Raw genomic sequence first — 20,544 nt, 5'->3', positions numbered from 1 at the left:
GGGGGGGGGGGTTTGGGCTCCCACCAACCCCCCCCCCCCCCCGCCCGCGCGGGGGGCGGGGGGGGGGGGGGGGGGGCCCCCCCCCCCCCCCCCGACCGAGGGGATGAGCCGCACTCGTTGCCACGCGAGGAGCGGCTCGCACTTAAACATATATGCCTAAGCATGCCACCGCAACGCTTAGTTGTCTGGCCAGTGCGTGTCGTGATCAAATTGGCGTGCCACGCGAGGAGTGCCATGCCACAGATACCGGACTACATCCGGATCTCGGAAGAGATCATCGGGGACCTGCGCAGCGGGAAGGTCAAGCCGGGGGACAAGTTGCCCTCGATCGCTGACATGTCCGACCGCTTCGACGTCAGCTCGTCCACCATTCAGATGGTCTACGTTCGTCTGGAAGCACTGCGGGTCATCCGGCGGCACCAGGGCAAGGGCATCTTCGTGACGGACCCGAAGACCTGGATGCGGGAGCCGTAGTGGCGTGGGACATCTCGGAACACGCCGCCTACGCGGGCGGTCTCGCCACTCGTGTGGCGGACCTGGTGCAGCGTTTTCCGGACGCACTCGTGACGTGCGACGTTGACGGCAACTTCTCGGGGCCCGAACTCATCTGCTGGAACGTGCACCCACGCGAGATCTGGGTGTGGGTGTTCGAGCCGGACGATGCTGCGGGGGCGCGACGAGCCTCGGCCCGGCTGGAGCAGTTCCTCGCGGCCCCGCACGAGCTGACCGCTGTCGTGGACAAGCCGGTGGTGGCCGGTCCGAACGACGTCTTCGACAAGGAGTCCGTCACCGCGTCCAGTTACATCGACGTGGATGGGCGGATCGAGGTCCGGAACGGGCCCACCGACGGCATTCAGCTGTTCCGGGCCTTCGGTATCGATGGCTTCGACGACATTGCCAACCGGGTCGCGATCAACCTCGTGCTTGGCGCCGCCCGCAAGGCGGACCGTACCTCCCGAGGGGCGCTGGGTTTCCGGCGTGACGGTCTCTCCGTGCACTCGCCAGGTGACGAGCGCGTTTGACAGGCGTCGCCTACCACATCGAGGCGCGGTCTGGGGCGCTGTCCACAGGAGCGCGCGCTGTCCACAGGGGCGCCGGCGCGACCGGTGTGCCGGGGCGCGGTACGGCAGGTTCGCCCCATGGACTCGCGACTGTGCGCGCTCATGGCTTCCGGTGGTGGGGTGTGTACCTGGCGGGAAATGGTGCGGGTGGCACCCGAATGGACGGTTCAGGCCACGTGCCGGGCTGGTCGGCTGGTCCGGGCGCTGCCCGGGGTCTACCTGGACGCCACCCTGCTCTCCCATCCGGGCACGGAGACGCCGGTCCTGGCCCGCGTCGAGCCCGAACTGGCGCGGCGGGCGGCTCTCGCGTACGCCGACGGTCGGGGTGCGCTCTGCCGGCTGACCGCGCTCGACGTGTGGGGCCTGCCGCCAGCCACCCGGCGAGCCGGTGTACGTCGACGTACCGACCGGCTCGGGTCTGCGTGACCGTCCGCACGTCGCTCTCCGCCACCGCATCGGGTTCGCGGCCGAACCGCCGCAGGTGGTGGTTCGGGGCGGGTTCTCCGTGACGCGACTGGACCGGACCCTGGTGGACTGTTGGCCGCTGCTGCCACCGGGTGACCGTCCCGGGCCGGTCATCCGCGCGGTCAACGACCGGCTCACCACGTCGCAGCGACTCGTCGCCGCCCTGGCCGAGGAGCCCCACCTGACGGACCGTGCGACGCTGCGCGCTCTGGTGCACCGGCTGGCCGCCGGTTGCCGTAGCCCGCTGGAGATCTGGGGCCACGACCACGTGTTCACGGGCCCGGGCATGCCGGCGTTCGTCCGGCAGGCGCCGATACGGGTCGGCGGCCGGACCATCTACCTTGACATGTTCGCCGAGACCGAGCGCGTCAATGTCGAGCTGGACGGCGCCACCACCCACGGTGACCCGGCCGAACGCGAGATCGACCTCCGCCGCGACGCCCTGCTCGCAACCAGGGGAATCCTCGTGGTCCGCTTCACCCACCGCCGCCTGCTGGCGAACCCCGACGAGGTCCGCCAGCAGACCCTGGCGATCCTCGCCAACCGCCGCTCATCCTCATGATCACTTGATGGTCACCAGTTCTCCGGGACCTCTGACAACTGGTCACCATCAAGTGATCATGGGAGGAAGCCCGAGGCGGCAGAGGCGTCAGGGGGTTGTGGCGAAGGCCAGGGCGCCGCAGCCAGCGATCAGGACGAACAGGGTCAGCAGGATGAGGCTCACGATCGCGCCGGGGCGTTGGATGACCGGCTTGCCGGGGTCGAGTGGCGCGGGCAGGTGCGCCGCGACGCCCGGCGTCGGCTGGGGCGGGGCGAGCCGCAGGATGCGCCGCAGCCGGAAGCGGTCGACGCCGAGGAAGATCGGAATGCCGATGATTCCGATGCCCCACCAGCCGGCCAGCAGAGTCTTGTTGGTGTGGTGGCGGTAGAGCGAGAGGCCGCAGGCGCGGCACATCCAGCCGCGTTGGGAGGAGACGACGTACAGGATCACGATGCTCGTCATCGACTGGAACGAGACCCGCGCGGCAGGGTGACTGCCGCAGAACTGGCACTCCCCGTCGGCGGGTGGCCGCAGGGCAGGAGGTGGCGCGGGTGCGGGAGTGGGCATTGTCGACATCGGTGACTCTCCGAGTTCTCAGGCGGCCGGGGCCGGGTAGCGGTCGCCGCCGTACTGGCGCAGCGCCGCCGCGACCTCGTCGCGGGACTGCCGGGTGTTGCGCAGGTCGGCGACGCGGTAGCCGCGCAGGCCGGTCAGTTCGACGTCGGGCGGTACCGCGCGCTGGGTCTGGTCGGCCACCCACACGGTGAGCATGCTCGGCTTCTCCAGCTTGCCGGCGTTGGGCCGCTTCTCGATCGCGACCCGGGTCACCTCCGACCACCCGAACTCGGTGGTGGCCGCTCCCTTGGTCCAGGTGATGCCCTGCTCGCCGATGCCGACGGCGAACTCCTCGCGGCTCTCGCGCACCGCGCCAAGGCCGCCGATCAGGGCCAACACCGCCCCCGCGTAGCCGACCCAGTTGCCGAAGGTGAACTCCTGGTTCATCAGCGCCAGCAGCTCGGGCGAGAACAGCAGGACGACGGCGAGCACCAGCAGCGCCGGGCCCTTGGCGTACGGCTTCCAGTTGCGTTCAAGTTGCATCGTGTGTTCCTCCCCCGTGCCTTCCCTGGCGGAAGGACGGGAGGATGCTAACGAGTCGCGATCACGATTTGCTGACCCGGTGGTGCAGAAGGTCGCCGATCCAGCGCGCGGCCTCCCGCTGGGCGGCGAGCAGGTGCTCGCGGGCGTCCGCCATCTCCTGGTCCGCGTCCGCGTCGAGGTGATCGCCGAGGATCGTCGTCCACCGCCGGCTCAACTCCTCGGCGTACGTCGCCCGGCGCATCTGCTCGTCGAACTGGTACTCCATCCGCACCATCGCGTCGACGTGCGGTCGCAGCGCGGGCATCATCCGCTCGTCGAGGCGTACGGCGGCGTCGGGTCGGCAGGTGACGAGGACGTCCCCGCGCCGGTAGGACCACTCCGGGTCCTCGGCGAGTGCCCGCTGCAACGCCACCTCCAGGTCGGCGGCCCGATGCGGCGGCAGGTCCCGGGCGGCGTCGGCGGCGAGTCGGGTCAGCCGCTGGATGGCGTTCGGCTGGAAGTACCCCACATACCAGTTCAGCACCTCGGCCCGCAGGCTCGCCGGTGACGACCAGGCGAAGGTGGCGCGGACGTAGAACGAGTAGACGTACCCCTGAGCGGGCACGGCGATCAGTCGGGGCGCGTCGCGCTGCTCGACCAGTGGGCCGGGCGGGGACGGGCCGGCACCAGCGCCGACGGGGGCCTCGTCCTGGAGCGCGGCCACCAGCCGGTCCCACGTGCGCGCCCACCACCGCCAGCCGCGCACGCTGCCGTCCCGGGTGGCCCGCAGGGCGCGGACGCCCCGCTGTCGCCACAGGTCCGCGGGCCTCGGTTCCTGTTCGGGAGCGTCCGTCATGGCACCCCTTCACGGTCACGGGTCCGCGCGCCCGCAGCTCACGCTAACAACGCAGGACCGAAATGCCCGACGCCGCGCCGATGTGCGGCGCAATGTCGGTTGCCCGGGGTTCACCGGGCATTGTGGAGCAGTTGGGCCGGTGGGGCTGTCGCCGAGCGCAGGCAGCGGCCAGACTGAGCCCGACCCGCCAATGACGCGGGTCGATGGATCGGATGGTCTGGAGGCAGCCTGTGTCCACCCTCGTGTCCCCGCTGGCCACGCTCGGCGCGATCCGCCGGCGTACCACCACCCTCGCCCTGCTCCTCGCCATGGTCGCCGCCGCGTTGGTCGGCCCGTCCGTGGTCACCCCGCGGCTGACGGACTCCGCGTCGGCGGCGGTCTACAGCTCCTGCACCATCAGCCGCTGCGCGGACGCGCGCACCGCACGTTCCGGCTGGTCCGGCAAGGGCTTCCCGACCAGCCGCGGCTGGTACTCCTGGAGCGGCGGGCTGTCCAACTTCGCCGGTGGCCGGTTCTACAACTACGAGGGTCAACTGCCCACGAACGCCACCTACTACGAGTACGACGTGTATCCCCGCACCCAGGGCGCCGCCCGCGACGCGTACCGGATCGTGGTGAACCGCAGCACGGGCGTCACCTGGTTCTCGCCCAACCACTACACCGACTTCTACCGGCTCTGACCGACCCGGTGGCCAGCCGGACCAGGAGGCACGCGGATGGACGACGCTGAGCAGGTTGGCGCGGTGGTGCTGGCCGGGGCGGCGGCCCGCACCCGACCCGCGCTCTTCGCCGCGCTGGCCGAGGCACTGGCCCTGCCGCCGTACCTGGGCGACACCTGGGACGCCCTCGCCGATGTGCTCCGGGACCGGCTGGACGCCGGCCCGCTGACCCTGCTGGTCACCGACGCCGGTCAGCTCCTCGCCGACGAGCCGTCCGGCCAGCACACGCTGCTGAGGGCCGTGCTCGACGACCTCGCCAGCAGCGCCCCGCACCCCCTGCGCGTGGTCCTGCGTCCCTGAGGTCGCGTCGGGCTGCCGACAGTCCGGCCGATGGTCGAGGGCGGTGACGGTGGCGGTGACGCTCGGGTGACGGCCCCTTGGCGATCATCGTGCCGAGCCGGGCGGCGTGCCCCGGGGTAGGCAGCGGGGAGGCCGCAGCGTGGACTTCGTCGACGGTGTGCTGGTGCGGTTGGCCGATCCCGGCACCCGCGCCGCGCTCTTCGACGACGCCTCGCTGGCCCACCTGGTCGAGGCCGCGTACGACACCGAGGCGATGCCGGTCGCGCCCCCGTACGCGGCCGTCTTCGACGAGCTGACCCTCGGCTTCGCGGCCGCGCCGGTGACCCTCGCCGAGGGGGAGTGGCTGGGCGAGGGCGGCACGGCCCGTACCGAGCTGCGCGTACGTCTGCACGGCCTCGGCAGCTCGGCGCTGCGCATCGACGCGCTCTGGCGGGGGAGCCTCGTGGTGCGCACGAGCGCCGCCCGGGACCGGGTCGAGGACCTCGACGTGGCGACGCCGGCCTTCGACGTCGACCGACAGATCATCGCCGACCTGGGCGCGTTGCCGGCCGATCCGGCGCTGCTGGAGACCGAGCGCCGTACCCGACTGGTGGCCCGGCTGCGGGCGGGCCTGCACCAGCCGGCCGCCTTCACCGACGCGCACCTGGGCCGGCTGCTCGCCGGTGTCGGCGCGGCGAACGCCGGTGACCTGGTGGACCGGATGCGGGGGCAGGCCGCCGGCGCGACCGTGCGGCTGCGCTACGCCGCGCCGCCGACCGCCCCACCCACGCCCCGCCCGCTGCCGTTCGCGGCCGCCGTGCTGGTCCGCGACAAGGGTTTCTCCCTGGCCGACCTGCTCGTCGAGACGCGGCTGGTCCGCGCCCGGGCCGAGGAGCTGGGGCTGGACGTGCCCGCGCCGGAGGACGTCCGGCGGCGACACCGGGTGGTCGCCGTGTGGGTGGTGCCCGTCGAGACGTTCGACGACGACGGATGGCCCGGCGGTGACACCGGCACCGCCGCGCAGAAGCGGGCCGCCCGGTTCGCCCGCGCCGGCCAGTGGCTCGCCCGCAGTGGCATCGGGCTCGCCGCCGTCCCGACCTGAGATCAGACCAGCAGCAACTTCGTCCGGGAGGACCCGTGGCACCGACAGCAGCATTCCCGTTCATCGAGGTCCGGATCGTGCCGCCACCGGCGCCGCTGGCCCAGCGTTCGCCGGGCGTCATCGCCGTGGTGGGCAAGACCCCGTCCACGGCCGACGGTGGTTCCGCCCCGGCCAACACACCGGTCCGGATCGAGACCCTGGACGACGCGGTCACCAACTTCGCCCGCCGACAGACCGGCAACGTCGTCCGCAACGCCCTCTACAACTCGCTCGAACTGGCGTTCCTTCAGGACCCGCGCCCGGCCAAGGTGTACGGCGTCAAGGTCGCCGGCGACGACTACGCCGCCGCGCTCAGCGGTCTGGAGGCCGCCGACGACGTGACCATGGTGTCGTTGGCCAACGAGTCGACCGTCGGCAACCCCGCCGGAGCGGGCGCGCCCACCGGGCTGCACGCGCTCAAGGCGCACGTGGAGACGATGTCCGCCGCCGGCCAGCGCCGCATCGGCTTCGCCATGGTCAACCCGGCGACCGAGAAGAGCCCCACCTACGTCACCGACATCACCACCGCCGCGAACCCGCTCAAGAGCAGCACCAGCCGGATGCTGATGATCGCCGCCCGGGGCGCGGACGGCGACGCGGCCACCGCCGCCATGGCCGCCGTGGCCGGGCTGCCGGTGCACCACAGCATCGTGCTGAAGAAGATCCGCGGGGTGGCCATCCCGGTGGCCAAGCAGTACAGCCCGGCCGAGATCAAGGGACTCTCCGAGGCCAACCTCACGCCGATCATCGACCCCACGCTGATCACCGGCGAGAGCCTGCACTTCGCCGACGGGCGGCTGTTCACCTCCGACGCGAGCCTGCTGCACGTCGACCTGGTGCGCACCCTCGACTCGATCGAGTTCATGCTCCGCGCCGGACTCATCGGCCTGGTCGGCGACGCCCGCATCACCAAGCCGGGCATGACCCTGCTCAAGACCCAGGTGGACGGCATCCTCGGCCCGCTCAAGCGGCAGGCCGTGATCGACGACTACCGCATCGAGATCCCGGTACTCGACATCCTCACCATCCCCGAGGTGGCCCGTACCGCCACCGACACGTCGATCGTCACCGCCGCCCGGGCCGACCGCACCGTCGACCTCGTCGTCACCGTCACGTACGGCCCGGCCGTGAGCCGCCTGCTGGTCACGCTCGTGGCCAAGTTCTGACCGGAGGAACCAGACCATGGAGTGGAAGACCCGCCTCGCGGTGCAGTACACCAAGGGCACCGAGACGGTGTTGATCAGCCCGATCGACTCGTTCAGCCCGTCCTTCTCGCTCAACGTCGAGGCGCTGCACTCGTGCGAGGTGACCCACATGGGCGTCATCCACGCGCCCGTGTCGATGAACTTCACGATGACCGTCAAGGCGATCGGGGACGTCGCCGGCCGGCTCACCAAACTGGCCCTCGACGGCGAGCTGTTCGACATCGCGCTGCTGGAGCACACCGGCGACGACTGGGCGTTCTCGTCCTTCGTGCTGCAGGACTGCCTGATCACCAGCGCCACACCGACCACCGCCACCATCTCCGGCGCGCCGGCGGCCACCTTCAGCGGCTTCAGCCTGGCGGCCTCGGTCGACCCGAAGACCGGCGACCCGTCCGTCCTGCCGTAACCCCACCAGGATCAACCGGAGGTAACAGATGGCGACCGGAGCTGGCCGCGCCGCCCGGGTCACCCGTACCGGGCTGGCCCTGGTGCACGCGGGTGAGCTGGTGTTGCCGGCGGCCGGCAGCGAGGCCGAGGCCGAGCAGGTGGCCGAGGACGACCGCGCCGTCATCGCGTACCACTTTCCGGTGGAGATCGAGGTGGTCGCGGCCGGCGGCGCGTTCGACGCCGACGCGCTCGCGGACCTCGCGCTGGCCCGCCTCGCCGAGCACCTCGACGGGCGGTTCTGACGGTGGCCATCTCGGTGCACGTGCCGGTGCGGATCCGGCTGGACGCCCGGTCGGTGACCGAGCGGCCGGAGGCCGTGACCGACGCGCTCGCCGCCGCCCTGGCCCGCGCGTTGGAACGCTCCCGCCAGGAGGCGGTCGCGCCGCACGGCGGCTACCTGGAGGTACGCGCTGACGCGCCGGAGTTCCGCTGGACCGGCGCGGCCCGGGAGCACGTGTCGCCGGACGAGCGGCGGGCCTTCGAGGCCCGGCTGCGCCGGCGCGTCGACGAGGTGGTCGCCGCCGCGCGGCTCGACCCGGGCCTGCCGCCCGGGGTGCCCCTGCCGCTGAGCGAACCGGCGACCGAGCTGTTCGACCCGCAGCGGATGCGCCACCTGCTCGCCATGTACCGGGTGCCGTCCTACGACGCCGGTGGGGACGCCGCCGAGGTGCCGGTGGACGGCCCCGAGCCGCCGCGGGTGACGTACCAGTGGCTGCTGCGCCCGGCCGCCTACCTGGCCGGTCACCTCGTCGAGCTGGCCCGCGAGGCGGTACGCCAGCACGGCGGGCTCCCGTCGGGCACCCCGCAGGGGATCATCGCCCGGGTCGTCGGCGTGGACGGCCGTCCGGTCTGGGCGATCATGGTGACCACCACTCCACTGTCGATCCTGACCTTCGAGCAGTTCGGCGAGACGGTGTTCCGGGCCACCCCGCAACCCCACTTCGAGGTCGAGGCGCGGGTGCCCAGCCCGCAACCCGGGACGGTGCAGCGGCGGCCGGTCGCCGACCGCAGCGCCCTGGTCGCGATGGTGGACGAGGAGTTGAGCGGCGACATCCGGCGGCGGCTGCGAATCGCCTCGCCGCGTGGCGAGACCACAAGCGTCGAGGAGTACCAGGCGCAGATCGAGCGGGCCGTCGACGCCGAGGTGACGCGGCGGGTCGACGCCATCCTCGCGTCGGTGGGCGGGGCCACCCCGACCAGCCTGGTGGTGGTCGACATCGGCGGCGTCTCCCTGTTGCTGGTCGGCACCGAGGAGACCGACGCCACGCTGCACTTCACCGGTACGGCGAACCTGTTGCCGATCAGCGTCGAGCAGCGCCCGGTCGCCCCGCCCGATCCGAACGCGCCGCCCGGCGGCGGGGTCGGCACAGGCGCCGGGGCCGGCGCGGGGAACGGAACCGGCGGCGGAGCGGGCAGCGGCCCGGGTGGCGGTGGACCGGGCGGAACCGGGGCGGGAGGCCTCGGCACGGGTAGCGGTCCCGGTGGCGGGGCCGGTGGCACCGGTGACGGTGGCACCGCCGCCCGGCGGGGCGGTTTCGTCTTCGACCCGAGCAGCCCCAGCGCGCCGCCGGGCGTCGAGGGACGGCGGTTCCCCGCCGTCGGGGCGGGGCACTCCACGATGCCCGCCTGCGCGTCGTTCAACGGGGAGCCGGAGCTGGCCGCGCTCGGCCCGGACGGCGACGAGCTGCGCCGACTCATGGACGACATCGCGTTCCGGTTGCAGATGGGCGAGCCGTGCCGTTACCCGGCGAACTTCTGTCTCCAGGCCGCCGCCGTGCTGCGCGGCCGGGCCGCGGCGATCAGCCTGCTCGTCGGCTCGGCCGAGCGGGAGGCGTTCACCCGGCCCGTGCCGGAAGGCAGCGGGCGACTCGGCCCGCTGGACTTCCGACCGGTCGCCTCGCCCGCCGTGCAGTTCCTGCGTCACCTGGCCGGCGTCGTACCCCGCCTCGACCACCTCGCCCAACTCGTCATGAGCCGCTATAGCCAGCCCGAGCACTTCGCGCGGATCCAGGGCGGCTGGATCGACACCTCCGCCTCCTGGAACCTGCACTTCGTGCAGGCGCTCAGCCCGGCCGTGAACGCCGCGGTGGGTGAGGTGTTCGTCGTCGGCAGCCAGGCCATGCTGGTGCAGCTCCTGCTCAGCTCGCAAACCGGTATCGAGGCGCGGATCGCCCGCTTCGACCAGTACGCGCCGATCTTCGAGCGGTTGATCGTCTCCCAGCTCACCGACTACGCCGAGTTGCAGGGGCTGCGTGAGCGGCTGCGCCGCCACGAGGCCGCCCGGTGGACGCAGGAGCACACCGACGCCGGCGGCGGCACCGTCGCCACGCTGAGCGTGCTGAACCCGTCCACCGCCTGGTACGGGGCCGCCCGCGCCATCTCCAGCGCGTTCCTCGCCACCGAGGCGGCGCTGACCAGCCCCGGCGCGGCCGGCGAGATCGTCGAACGCGACGGCGTCACCCGCATCCGTGACTCGCACGCGGTGCTCTGGACCCTCGCCGAGATCGAACAGGCGCTGGTCATTCAGCGTGGCGAGGCCGAGGGTGTCGACCCGCTGGTCAAGCAGATCACCGACGTGCCCGAGGTGCTGGCCCGCTTCGCCGGAAACCGGTCGGCCATCCGCGACGAGCTGTGGCGGGTGTTGCAGGACATGCGACGCCACAACACCGAGATGCTCGGCCGCGCCCGCACCGACGCGCGCTTCGCCTTCCGCTCCAGCCGGATCAGCGAACACATCCCGTCGGCCACGATCCCCGGCGGACGCTACGCGTTGCAGGGCATCCACCTCGTCACCCACCAGCAGCTCGGCGAGTTCTTCGGCGGCAACCCCTACTACGCCAGCGGCGTCGACAGCCTGTTCAGCACCGAGCTGGGCCGGGAGGCGCTGAGCGCGTTCGCCGTCATGGTGGGGATCATCGCGCTGTCCCTGCTCTGCCCGCCGCTGGGGTTCGTGGTCGGCGTCGCCGTCGCCGCCGTCGACGTGGCGCACGCCCACCAACGCGAGCGCCTCTACTCCTCGATGCTGGACCCGGAGCTGGTGCTCACCCGTACCGAGGTCGAGGTGGAGCTGTTCGCCGCGTACCTCGGGTTGGCGATGTCGCTCATCCCGGAGGTCGGCACCATCGGCGGCGCGGCCGTGCGCGGCGGCCGGGTCGCGCTGCGCTTCGGCGTCCGCGCGGGGCTGCGTGCCGCCCGGGGGTACGTGGTACGCCGGGTCACCCGGCAGATCGTCGAGGCCGCGTCCCGCGACCTGCTCCAGGGGTTCCTCACCGAGATCCTGCTCAACGAGGTGCTGGAACGCGTCGTGCAGAAGCTGATGGAGCCGATCCTCGCGTACGTGGAGCGCGAGGCGATGCTCAGCGGCGCGGTCGGCGGCCCGGAGGGCGCCCGGTTCATCCTCATGGTGCTCGACTCGCAGCCCGGCGGTGCCGCCGCCGGCCCGCGCGTGCCGGTGGTGCGGCCGTGACCGGGCCCCGCCGGTTCCGCGCCGGCCGGTTCCTCGACGCCGCCGCCGTGCACGCCGCCGCCGACGCGAACCCCCGGCTGCGGCGCTTCATGCGGACGATCGCCGAGCACAGCGAGGCCGGCGAGGTGCGCTCCCGGCGGCTGCTGGAACACCTCATCCGCCGCATCGTCGACGACGTCGGCGACCTGCACCTGGGCAACGCGCTCAACCGGCTGGAACGCATCGCCGTGCTGCGGGACAACATCGCCGCGATCCTCGACCATGTGTTGGAGGGCGGCACCCTGCCCGAGGGGGTGCGGGTGGCGACCCTCGGCGAGTACTTCGAGCAGCTCAGCACCGAGATGCGCGAGCTGAGCCGACCCCGCGAGGGCATCGTCGGTGACGCGCCGCTGCGGCTGGCCGACGACGCGGGCGCGTACGCCGACTCGCTGCTGCGGGAGTTCGACGGCGGCGGCGGGGCCGCCGGTCGGCACGCCGAGCCGGCCGCGATCGTCGGTGACGCGTTCCGGGCCATGCCGGCGGACCGGCAGGCGGCGCTGCGCCGGGCCGCCGAGCTGGAACCGGCCGCGCTGTGGCGCGCGGTCGCCGCCGAGAGCGAGGCCGGCAAACGCCCCGCCGTCGCCGACCTCCAGACCCGCCTCGGCGGCCGGCTCACCCCCGACGAACTGGCCCGGCTGCGCACCGCCGTCGACGACCTCGGCCGGGCCCGCTCGCGTGGCCTGCAGATGAGCGACGCCCGCCTCGCCGACGCCCTCGCCCGCATCGGCGATCCGGACCTGCGGGCCGTGGTGGCCAGCGGCGACGTGTGGCTCACCCAGCAACTCGCCGTGCACAACCCGGAAGCCCTGGCCACGCTGTGGCGGCGCTTCCGCGACCGGAACGGACGCGCCGACGACGGCCCCGGCTTCCGCGCCTACCTGCGCCACGACATGGTCACCTACGGCCGGGGCGTCCTCGGTGAGTACAGCGCCGCGTTCTCGCTGAGCAGCATCGAGCTGTTCCTCAAGGGACCGGACGCCAACGTCAAGGTCGCCGGCACCGACCTCGTCGGCATCGGTCACGACGGCTGGGTGTGGCTCGTCGACGACAAGTCGCACCGGGCCGCCAGCGTCAGCGGGGTCAGCGCGCTCACCGACAACCTCGTGGTCAACCTGCGGCGCGACGCCGCCGACTTCCGCGACGCCATCGCCCGCCTCCAGCGCGACGACCCCGGCTTCACCCCCGACCCCCGGATCCTCGACGCGATCTCCCGAATGGAGGACGCCGCCGCCGAGATCGACCGGATCAACCGGCGCGGATCCGCGTCCACCCGGCCCGCGCGGATCAGCGCGGCCCTGGCCGAGCGCCGGCTGCGGCTGCGCGTCACCAGCGCCGCAGGCGAGGTCCGCGAGATCACCCAGGCCCTGCGCGACCTCGGCCTGGCCGTCGAACCCACCGGTACGCCGGTGCCGCTGCCACCCACCGGAGGACGCTGAGCATGGCGATCACCAGCAGCTTCATGCGGTACGGCACGGTGCCGTCGGCGATCATCAGCGACGGGGTGCTGCCCATCCCACTGTGGGCGGTCACCGCCATCTCCCTGGCGCAGACGTACCACCTGCCGCCGATCGGCTCCACCGCCCACAAGGCCATCGTGGCGACCCACGACGACACCATCACGCTCACCGGGGTGCTCGTCGGCGCGGAACGCTACGCCTGGAAGTTCGCCCTGGAGACGATGGCCGAGGCCAGCAAACGCGGCACCGCGCTGGCGGCGTACTCCGGCGGGAAGTTCGGCGGGCTGATCCTGGTCACCTCCATGACCATCCGTACCGACATGCAGGTGCAGTCGCTGACCTTCAACGCCTCGGCCGCCCGCCGCGACGTCCTGGACACCACCATCACCCTCGTCCACGTGCCCCGTCCCAGCCTGCTCGGCAAGCTGCTCGACGTGGCCAGCATCGGAGTCGGCGCGCTCGCCGACGGGTTGGGCAACTGATGCCACCGTTCCCGATCGACCGCTACCTGCTGCCGGAGACACCGATCGAGATGCCCGACGGGTTCACCGAGGTGCGCCAGGGCCTCACCGCCGGCCTCCCACACCGCGTCGAGCTGGGCGCGGGCGTGCACGCGGTGCTGATCCTGCCCACCGGCCTGGCCCGACAGTGGCTGTCCACCGACCCACTCGCCGTGGTGAGCAGCTCCGCCGACGACCTCGCGCCCCGACCCGCGCCGACGGCCACGTCCCGGCCACCGGCGCTGGTCGGACGGGTGCCGCTGCGTCTCGTCGTCCGCCAGGGCACCCGCATCCTCGGCTCCGTGCCGCTCGCCACCGGCCTGCGCCGGGTCTGCCCCGACGCGGGCACACCGGCCGCCCCCGGCGTCACCCCGGTCGCCATCGAGGTGCTGGTGCTGGCCTGGCTGCTGCACGCCGGGACGGTCCGCGGCTCCGGCGACTACGGCTCCTACCTCACCGTGGCCTGGCGGCCCGCCGACCGGGCGGTGGACCAGTTCGGTCCACCACCGATCAACGAGTTCGTCTGGCGTCGCCGGCCGCCCGCGCAGCGCGTCGAGTCCGACCTCGGTCCCGCCCGGCTGCGCTACCGCTACCTGCTCGACAAGAAGATGCGGAGGGTGCTGCGGTGACGCTCACGCCGTTCCAGACCGGCCAGGTACGCCAGGGCGCCGTCGGCAACGACGCCGGCTGGACCATCACCTTCCACCGGGAGACCCCGACCGGCATCAGCCCGGACGCCACGCTCACCCTGTCCAGCGCCGACTACTACGCGGCCATCGACGCCGCGCTGCCCGACGGGCTGGGTCCCGGCGCGTACACGGTCACCGTGCAGGGGCTCATCGACGAACACTTCGCCGCGCTGCGCACCGCCGAGGGGCAACCGCCGTTGGTGGCGAAGTTGCACCTGTACTGGCGCGACGCCAACACCTCCGTCGGCGCGTTCTTCACCAACCTGGTCGGCGTCAACGCCGGTCCGACCCCGGCCGAGCTGACCCAGGCGCTGGTCGCCGTCCTGCGGGTCACGAAGGTGCGCCGGCTCACCGGCGAGCGCACGTACGACACCGAGCTGACCCTCGTCGAGCAGGCGTACGCCCGGCTCGGGCAGCGGATCGCCGAACGGTTCGAGGCGGCCACGTTCACCGCCGCGATCCGCGCCATCGGCGAGCGGACCCGGGTCGACGTGACCGGATGGGGCGCCAACCCGGACGGCACGATGACCCGGGGCGCGACCGAGGCGGCCGGCGACGAACGGGTCGCCTTCGGGGCCGGGCTGCTCTACCGCGCCGCCCTGGAACGCCTCGGCGGCGCGTTGCAGCAGTCCCTCAACGCGTACGGGCGGGGGATGCTGCTGATCCGCGACGGCACCGTGCACGTCGGCAAGCGCCCCATCCCGTACCCGGAGGGCGAGCCGAAGCCGCTGACCCTCGCCACCGGCCTGCTGGCCTGCACCGAGAACGGCACCCAGGACACCGACCCGTACGCGGCCACCGAGACCGGCGGCACCGCCGCGCCGCGCCGCCGGGCGTGGACGCTGACCCTCAAGGGCCGCCCCGACCTGAAGCCCGGCGACCTGGTGCGTTTCGACCCGCCCGCCACCGACGAGGCCACCACGCTGGGCAGCGTCGGCGCGGCGCTGCTCGGCTCGTTCGCCGCGCCGTTCGCCCCGTCGACCGGGGAGCTGGGCGCGGGGTCGAAGCTGCTCTACCTCAGCGCCGCCCGGCACACGCTGTCGCGTACCGCCGGTTTCGTCACGGTGGTGCAGGGTGTCGAGGTCGCGTCGAGCGCCCAGGCGTGGGACACCTGGAGCGACGCGTCCGGCGTGGGGACCGCCGAGCCGGCCGGTCCCGCGTCGTCACCCGGGGTGGCTGCCGCCGAGGCGGTGCGCCGGGCTGCCCGCGCGGCCCGGGGTGAGACGCGCGGTCTGGAGATCGGCGAGGTGCGCGCCGTCGCCACGAACGCCAGCGACGCGGTCGAGCCGCCGGCACAGACCGAGACGGTGTGGGAGGGCCTCGTTCGCCCGGACGGCCGCCCCAACGCCGCCCGCCGCCTGCCGGTACGCCGGCAGCAGCCCGCGCCGCTGCCCGGGGTGACCTACCTGACGCCCTTCGCCTGGGGCGGGTGCGGGCTGATCCTGCCCCGCTACCCGGGCACCCGGGTGGCCCTGGCGTACCGCAACGGCGCGCCGGACGACCCGGTCGAGGTGGGCGCGCTCTGGCCCACCGGGCACGCCCCGGTCTCCGAGCCGGGGGACTGGTGGCTGTCGCTGCCGGTCGGGGTGGCCAGCAGCAGCCGCTCGTCCATCGCCGACACGGTGACCCCCGCCGACCACGACGGCAAGGTGGCGCACGACCTCACCGACGGCGACGGCAACCGGGTCATCGAACTGGGCGAGCTGACCGTGCGGGTGGGCCGGGACCAGCTCAAGGGTCGCGGCCAGCGCCCGGCGCGCGCCGACGAGGCCGACAGCATCACCATCGAGCACGCCGGCGGCGGGTCCTCGATCGTCATGAAGCAGGACGGCTCGATCACCATCACCGCCACCCGGATCGACCTGGACGCCGGCAACGGCGCGGTGAACATCAGCGGCGGCACGGTCAGCATCGCCGCCGACGACGTCGACGTCCAGGTCAGCAACGCGATGAACGTCCACTGAGGAGAGCGACATGGCATTCGTGCTCACCACGTCGAGCGACGTGCACTGCCCCAACCAGGGGAAGGTCTCTCCGGCCGGGCAGGGCAAGCTGACCGTCGACCACAAGCCGGTGGTCCGCCTCGACGGCATCAACGGCAAGTCGGTGGCCGGCTGCACCATCACCACCAGCAACTCCACCAAGCAGTGCAGCACGGTGACCACGGCGACCGGAGCCGCCAGCAAGCTCACTGTCGGCGGGGCCTGGGTCGCTCTGGACTCGCTCAGCGGCGCCACCGACGGCTCCAGCCCCGGACTGTCCGCCAGCGCCGGCCAGAGCAAGCTGAAGGCGGCCTGACGTGGACCGTACCGAGCGCGAACGGCAGGCCGCCCAGCGCCGCTACCTCGGGTGGGGCCTCGCCTTCGAACCCACCATGCCCGGCGTCGACCTGGCCCGGGACATCGTCTTCGACGACGGTCCGAACGGCCGGACGCTGGCGCTGGTGGAGGGCACCGGCAACGTGGCGCAGAGCCTCGCGGTGGCGCTGACCACGCTGCGCGGCTCGAACGTCTTCGACGCGACGTTCGGCTTCGACGGGCTCAACGCCCTCGCCGAGCAGATCGAGCCGAACCTCATCCGGGAGCAGGTCCGGATCGGCATCATCACCCTGCTCGACCGCGATCCGCGGGTCCGCAAGATCGTCGACGTGAACCTCGACGACGGCCGGCTCGGCGCGGGCCGCGCCGACGACGCGTCGGCCGCCGCGCTGCGCTCCTCGCGCACCCTCCAGGTCCAGGTCCAGTTCGAAACCATCACCGACGACCGGCTCTCGGTGCGCCTCGGGGAGCTGCCCAGTGTCTGACCCGACCCTCCCGGCCGAGCTGGCCGACGTCCTCGCCGTCGACGCCGCCGCGCTGCGGGCCACCGGCTCGACGGGCTTCGGCATCGTCGAGACCGGCTTCGTGCCCAAGTCCTTCGCCCGGCTGCTCGCCGAGAAGCTGGCCACCGCCCGGCTGCTCTTCGGCGAGGACGTCGACCTGACCAGCGGCGCGGTGCTGCGCAAGGTCCTCGAACTCGCCGCCCTGGAGGACGCCCGGATGTGGGCCGCGCTCGGCGCGGTCTACGACAACTCCTTCGTGGTGTCCGCGACCGCCGACGCGCTGACCCGCCTCGGCGAGGAACTCGGCATACCCCGGCCGTACCTGCCGGCGCGGGGAACGGTGAAGCTCAAGCTCAAGGCCGCGCTGCCGACCGGCCACCCGCAGCTCACGCTGCCCCGGGGCGCCCGACTGTCCACCCCCGGCGGGCACCACGTGGCCCTGGACGAGACGGTGGTGCTCTCCGCCGCCGTCGGTGAGCGCGAACCGGCCGTCGCCGCCTTCTATCCCGGCCCGGCGCACAACCTCGACCCCACCCAGGCGCAGCAGAAGATCGACCGCTGGAACCGCGCCGACACCCTGCTGGCCGACCTGGACGACGCCGAGCAGGCCGCCGGCAAGGAACTGGTCGAGATCACCCACACCGTCGCGCTCACCGGCGGCGAGCAGCAGGTCTCCGACGCCCGCTACCGGCAACTGCTGCTGGCCGCGCCCCGCTCCATCTGGACGGCCGAAGCGATCGGCCTCGCCGTGGCCACCGTGCCCGGCGTACGCCAGGTGCAGGTCTTCGACGGCCGGGGCGGACTGGACCTCAACCAGTCCATCTTCGGCAACTTCAACTTCATCGAGCGGGTCTTCAGCACCGAACGCGACCTGGGCAACCCGTACTACGTCACGGTGCTCGTCGCCCCGACCGCCGCCGCCATCTGGGACGGTCCGGACGGGCTGCACGCCGCCGTCGAGTCGGTCATCGAGGACCTGCGCCCGGTGGGCATCTTCGCCTCGGTGGACCGCGCCGACGAGGTCGGCATCGGCGTCGAAGCCGACCTGGTGATCCGGGGCCTGCCGCTGCCCACCGGCTCAAAGGAGACGATCAACGCCTCCACGGCCGCCACCGAGCTGCGCGCCCGGCTGCACGCCCGGCTGCGCCGGTACGTCGACGAACTGCCCTTCGGCGAGCCGGTCCGCGCCGCCGAGGTGATCTGGACGCTCATGAACGAGCCGGGCGTCGCCGACGTGCGCAACCTGCGGCTGGTCCGCTTCCCGGCCGACTCGGCGGTGGTGGTGACCGGCAGCGCGCCCACCGGCGACGGGGTGCAGCGGCTGCCGGTCGGCGACAACGCGGTGCTCGCCGCCAACCAGGTGCCCGTCTACGTCGACCGGGACGACCCCCGGCCGTTCCGGATCGTCTGAGCGGGGGCGCGATGACCGACATCCGGGTACCCGTGGACGGCGTCGACCCGTCCGTCGAACGCAACCTCGTCGACCAGTTGGAGGGCCCGTACCCGGGGACGGTCCGGCGGGTCGTGGTGCCACTCGCCGCTGCCGGCGCCGCCGTCGTGGACTGGACCAGTCGACACCCGCTGCTCACCGTCGTGCTGCGCCGCGACCTGGCCGAGGAGACCGTCCGGGTGACGGTCACCGTCGACCCGGGCGGCGCGGGGCAGCGGGTGCTGCCGCCGGTGGTGTTCGCGCCCTGGTCCGCCGAGGGCGCGTCGGTGCCGGCGTACGTGCCGGACACCGCCGACGAACCGCTTGTCGCGCCGTTCGCGGTCGCCGTGTCGGCCGAGCGGGCCGTCGAGGGCGCGGCCGCCACGGCGGTCACCGGTACGGCGCTCTCCGCCCTCGTCGAGCTGGCCGTGGTCGAGGGCAACCTGGGTCGCCTGCTCTACCTGGTGTCGTACGAGAAGCACCGGCTGCGTCGGGCGGCCCGGGAGGTGCACGCGTACCGGACCCTGGCCCACGCCCGGCGCGACGCGCTGGACCGGATCGGCGCGGACGTCGGGGTGGCCCGCTTCGTCGACGAGCTGGTCCACGAGCCGACCAACGGCGAGGTGTACGCCCGCCGGTTGGCCGCACCGGCCCGTGAGCCGGACGACGCGTACGCCCACCGGCTCGGGCTGTACCGGCGGTTCCTGCTGCCCACCCCGGGCGCGGTACGCCGGCTGCTCAACGGCCCCGGCGCGGACACCGACCCGAACACGGGCCTCTTCGCCGACCTGCCGGGAGGGGCGCGCTTCACGCTGCGCGAGGAAGACGACCAGTTCGCGGTGGCGGTCCGGCTGGTGGCCGTCGGCGACCCGCAGCACCGCGCCAACTTCCTTGCCCAACTGCGCCGCGACCGCCTCGTGCTGCCCGCCAACACCCCGCCGAACAACACCGTCCACGCCGGTCGGGCGCTGCCGGCGAGCCGGCTCGCCGAGGTCACGGCCCTGCGGGCGAGCCTGCGCCAGTCGTACACCTTCGGCAGCGCGCACGGCATCGCGCCGCCGCTGGCTGCGGCCCTGGACCGCGCGGGGCGGGTGTGCCGGGCGCTCGGCTCGACGATCGTGTGGCAGGTCAGCCGGGCCCAGGACGACGCCGGTGGGAGCCGCTACGAGTTGGGTCTCGGCGTCGACGTGAGCTGGCCGACCCCGGCGCAGGCCAACGACCTGCGCAACCGGGTGCTGGACACCGGCCGGACGGTGACCGCCGACCGGACCGCCGAGGCGCTCATCGCCGCCGCCCGCGCCGCCGGCGTGCCCACGGTCTCGGCGGACAGTGAGCTGTCCTGGCTGTGGCGGGTCTGCGGGTTGCCGACCACGCACCGGCTCACCACCACCGTGATGTACCTGTCGCACCTGCCCACCCGGGGGCTCGCGGTGACCGCGCCGCTGACCGCCCCGGTGGGCGTCGACGCGCCGGTCGAGGCGCAGTTCCACGCGCCGGGCGACCCGGGTGGCAACGCCCTGCTGCTGGCCGGTCTGGCCGCGGCACGGACGGCCTGGGTGGCCGCCGGGGAGACGACGTGGAACCCGTTGACCGACGCGGTGGCCCGGACCCGGTGGGCCGCCGTGCCGACCCGACCGGCCGGGCAGCCGGTCGACGCGGTCCTCGCCGCCGCCGGCCTGCCCGCGGTGCGCGATCCGGCGCCCGTGGTGGCCGCGCTGAACCGGCTGCCCGACGAGCTGGTGGAGACCATTGAACTGCCGGCCGCGCTGGCGTCCGCGCTGATCGCCGGCCAGCCGGCCGCCGCCGACCGGCTGGCCCGGCTGGTGGGGCTGCTGCGCGACCAGCACCTCGCCGCCGTGCTTCCGCTCGTCGAGACGGGCAACCGGGTGCTGCTGGTGTGCGGCGTCATCGGCCTGCCGCAGGCCGGCCTGAACCTGAGCGAGCGCCGGGCCACCGGGTTCCGCTGGTACACGGTGGGACTCGGCGGCGGCACGGCGGAGATCAAGTCGGTCGGCGCGCGGACCGCGCTGCGCCCCACCCACGCCGGCCTGGTCGCCGTGGTGGCGCTCTCCTACGTTCGGACCGGCCGGACCGATCCGTACGAGTTCCGGGTCGAGCTGCCCGACGGGGTGACGTTGACCCTGGAGCAGTACGAGCGGCTGATGAACACCCTGACGAGGATCTGCCCGCTCGGGGTGGAGATCAACACCTTCGGCATCCGGCGTGACCACGTCGACCTCGACGACGACGGGACGGCCGAGCCGCTGCGCCCGGCCGTCGCCCGGACCTTCCGCACCTTCCAGCAGCGCCGGCACCGCGGCGTGTACGACCAGCTCTGAGAGGGACACCACG

22 protein-coding genes are annotated in these 20,544 nt (G+C 73.3%); 19 read left to right on the top strand and 3 right to left on the bottom strand.

The window, feature by feature from the left end; translation table 11 throughout:
* Positions 1-234: 234 nt before the first annotated feature.
* The 4 genes from ACLQ25_RS13060 (at position 235) to ACLQ25_RS13045 (ending at position 2,088) form a co-directional block, all read left to right on the top strand.
* Positions 235-474 carry a winged helix-turn-helix domain-containing protein gene (locus ACLQ25_RS13060; protein ID WP_355051253.1) on the top strand — a complete coding sequence of 80 codons (240 nt, stop codon included), beginning with the start codon at positions 235-237 and terminating at the stop codon, positions 472-474.
* The gene (locus ACLQ25_RS13055) at positions 474-1,022 is read left to right on the top strand and encodes a hypothetical protein (RefSeq protein ID WP_425731141.1); all 549 of its coding nucleotides are present in this window, start codon (positions 474-476) and stop codon (positions 1,020-1,022) included. Before ACLQ25_RS13060 ends, ACLQ25_RS13055 begins: the two co-directional genes overlap by 1 nt.
* Positions 1,023-1,139: 117 nt before the next feature.
* Positions 1,140-1,487, top strand: a complete 348-nt coding sequence (locus ACLQ25_RS13050) for a hypothetical protein (RefSeq protein ID WP_425731140.1) — start codon at positions 1,140-1,142, stop codon at positions 1,485-1,487.
* Complete coding sequence (locus tag ACLQ25_RS13045; protein WP_425731139.1) at positions 1,450-2,088, top strand: endonuclease domain-containing protein; 639 nt, start codon at positions 1,450-1,452, stop codon at positions 2,086-2,088. Before ACLQ25_RS13050 ends, ACLQ25_RS13045 begins: the two co-directional genes overlap by 38 nt.
* Positions 2,089-2,175: 87 nt before the next feature.
* Here ACLQ25_RS13045 and ACLQ25_RS13040 read toward each other — a convergent pair whose 3' ends face one another.
* From ACLQ25_RS13040 to ACLQ25_RS13030, 3 genes are all read right to left on the bottom strand, one after another.
* Positions 2,176-2,529, bottom strand: coding sequence for a hypothetical protein (locus ACLQ25_RS13040; protein WP_425731138.1), 354 nt, complete (start codon positions 2,527-2,529; stop codon positions 2,176-2,178).
* 132 nt (positions 2,530-2,661) lie between these two features.
* Entirely contained in the window at positions 2,662-3,165 is a 504-nt protein-coding gene (locus ACLQ25_RS13035; RefSeq protein WP_425731137.1) for a hypothetical protein, read from the bottom strand.
* 61 nt (positions 3,166-3,226) lie between these two features.
* Positions 3,227-4,000, bottom strand: coding sequence for a hypothetical protein (locus tag ACLQ25_RS13030; protein ID WP_425731136.1), 774 nt, complete (start codon positions 3,998-4,000; stop codon positions 3,227-3,229).
* A 230-nt stretch (positions 4,001-4,230) separates the two neighbouring features.
* Here ACLQ25_RS13030 and ACLQ25_RS13025 point away from each other — a divergent pair, with 230 nt between their 5' ends.
* From ACLQ25_RS13025 to ACLQ25_RS12955, 15 genes are all read left to right on the top strand, one after another.
* A complete protein-coding gene (locus ACLQ25_RS13025; RefSeq protein WP_425731135.1) occupies positions 4,231-4,680 on the top strand; it encodes a ribonuclease domain-containing protein in 450 nt (149 codons plus the stop codon).
* Positions 4,681-4,716: 36 nt separating this feature from the next.
* Positions 4,717-5,019: a barstar family protein gene (locus ACLQ25_RS13020; RefSeq protein ID WP_425731134.1), complete on the top strand. Its 303-nt coding sequence runs from the start codon at positions 4,717-4,719 to the stop codon at positions 5,017-5,019.
* A gap of 139 nt (positions 5,020-5,158) precedes the next feature.
* The gene (locus tag ACLQ25_RS13015) at positions 5,159-6,100 is read left to right on the top strand and encodes a hypothetical protein (RefSeq protein WP_425731133.1); all 942 of its coding nucleotides are present in this window, start codon (positions 5,159-5,161) and stop codon (positions 6,098-6,100) included.
* Positions 6,101-6,135: 35 nt separating this feature from the next.
* Positions 6,136-7,305, top strand: coding sequence for a hypothetical protein (locus tag ACLQ25_RS13010; protein WP_425731132.1), 1,170 nt, complete (start codon positions 6,136-6,138; stop codon positions 7,303-7,305).
* A 16-nt stretch (positions 7,306-7,321) separates the two neighbouring features.
* On the top strand, positions 7,322-7,750 hold the full coding sequence (locus tag ACLQ25_RS13005) for a hypothetical protein (RefSeq protein WP_355239242.1): 429 nt from the start codon (positions 7,322-7,324) through the stop codon (positions 7,748-7,750).
* A 28-nt stretch (positions 7,751-7,778) separates the two neighbouring features.
* Complete coding sequence (locus ACLQ25_RS13000; RefSeq protein WP_355051243.1) at positions 7,779-8,033, top strand: hypothetical protein; 255 nt, start codon at positions 7,779-7,781, stop codon at positions 8,031-8,033.
* A gap of 2 nt (positions 8,034-8,035) precedes the next feature.
* Positions 8,036-11,257 carry a hypothetical protein gene (locus tag ACLQ25_RS12995; protein WP_425731131.1) on the top strand — a complete coding sequence of 1,074 codons (3,222 nt, stop codon included), beginning with the start codon at positions 8,036-8,038 and terminating at the stop codon, positions 11,255-11,257.
* Entirely contained in the window at positions 11,254-12,732 is a 1,479-nt protein-coding gene (locus ACLQ25_RS12990) for a hypothetical protein (protein ID WP_425731130.1), read from the top strand. The genes ACLQ25_RS12995 and ACLQ25_RS12990 overlap by 4 nt, the downstream gene beginning before the upstream one ends.
* Positions 12,733-12,734: 2 nt before the next feature.
* Complete coding sequence (locus ACLQ25_RS12985) at positions 12,735-13,235, top strand: hypothetical protein (protein ID WP_053659787.1); 501 nt, start codon at positions 12,735-12,737, stop codon at positions 13,233-13,235.
* A complete protein-coding gene (locus tag ACLQ25_RS12980) occupies positions 13,235-13,882 on the top strand; it encodes a hypothetical protein (protein WP_425731129.1) in 648 nt (215 codons plus the stop codon). Before ACLQ25_RS12985 ends, ACLQ25_RS12980 begins: the two co-directional genes overlap by 1 nt.
* Entirely contained in the window at positions 13,879-15,906 is a 2,028-nt protein-coding gene (locus ACLQ25_RS12975; RefSeq protein ID WP_425731128.1) for a hypothetical protein, read from the top strand. The genes ACLQ25_RS12980 and ACLQ25_RS12975 overlap by 4 nt, the downstream gene beginning before the upstream one ends.
* A 10-nt stretch (positions 15,907-15,916) precedes the next feature.
* On the top strand, positions 15,917-16,240 hold the full coding sequence (locus ACLQ25_RS12970; protein ID WP_425731127.1) for a hypothetical protein: 324 nt from the start codon (positions 15,917-15,919) through the stop codon (positions 16,238-16,240).
* A gap of 1 nt (position 16,241) precedes the next feature.
* Positions 16,242-16,745 carry a hypothetical protein gene (locus tag ACLQ25_RS12965; RefSeq protein ID WP_425731126.1) on the top strand — a complete coding sequence of 168 codons (504 nt, stop codon included), beginning with the start codon at positions 16,242-16,244 and terminating at the stop codon, positions 16,743-16,745.
* Entirely contained in the window at positions 16,738-18,174 is a 1,437-nt protein-coding gene (locus ACLQ25_RS12960; RefSeq protein ID WP_425731125.1) for a baseplate J/gp47 family protein, read from the top strand. The genes ACLQ25_RS12965 and ACLQ25_RS12960 overlap by 8 nt, the downstream gene beginning before the upstream one ends.
* A gap of 11 nt (positions 18,175-18,185) precedes the next feature.
* On the top strand, positions 18,186-20,531 hold the full coding sequence (locus ACLQ25_RS12955; protein ID WP_425731124.1) for a hypothetical protein: 2,346 nt from the start codon (positions 18,186-18,188) through the stop codon (positions 20,529-20,531).
* The last annotated feature ends 13 nt before the right edge of the window (positions 20,532-20,544 follow it).

It is taken from the genome of Micromonospora sp. DT44 (assembly GCF_049841635.1).
In the GTDB taxonomy this organism is placed as follows: Bacteria; Actinomycetota; Actinomycetes; order Mycobacteriales; family Micromonosporaceae; genus Micromonospora.
The sequence above is the reverse complement of the archived record's forward strand: the minus strand, read 5'-3'. Positions and strand labels throughout refer to the sequence as shown.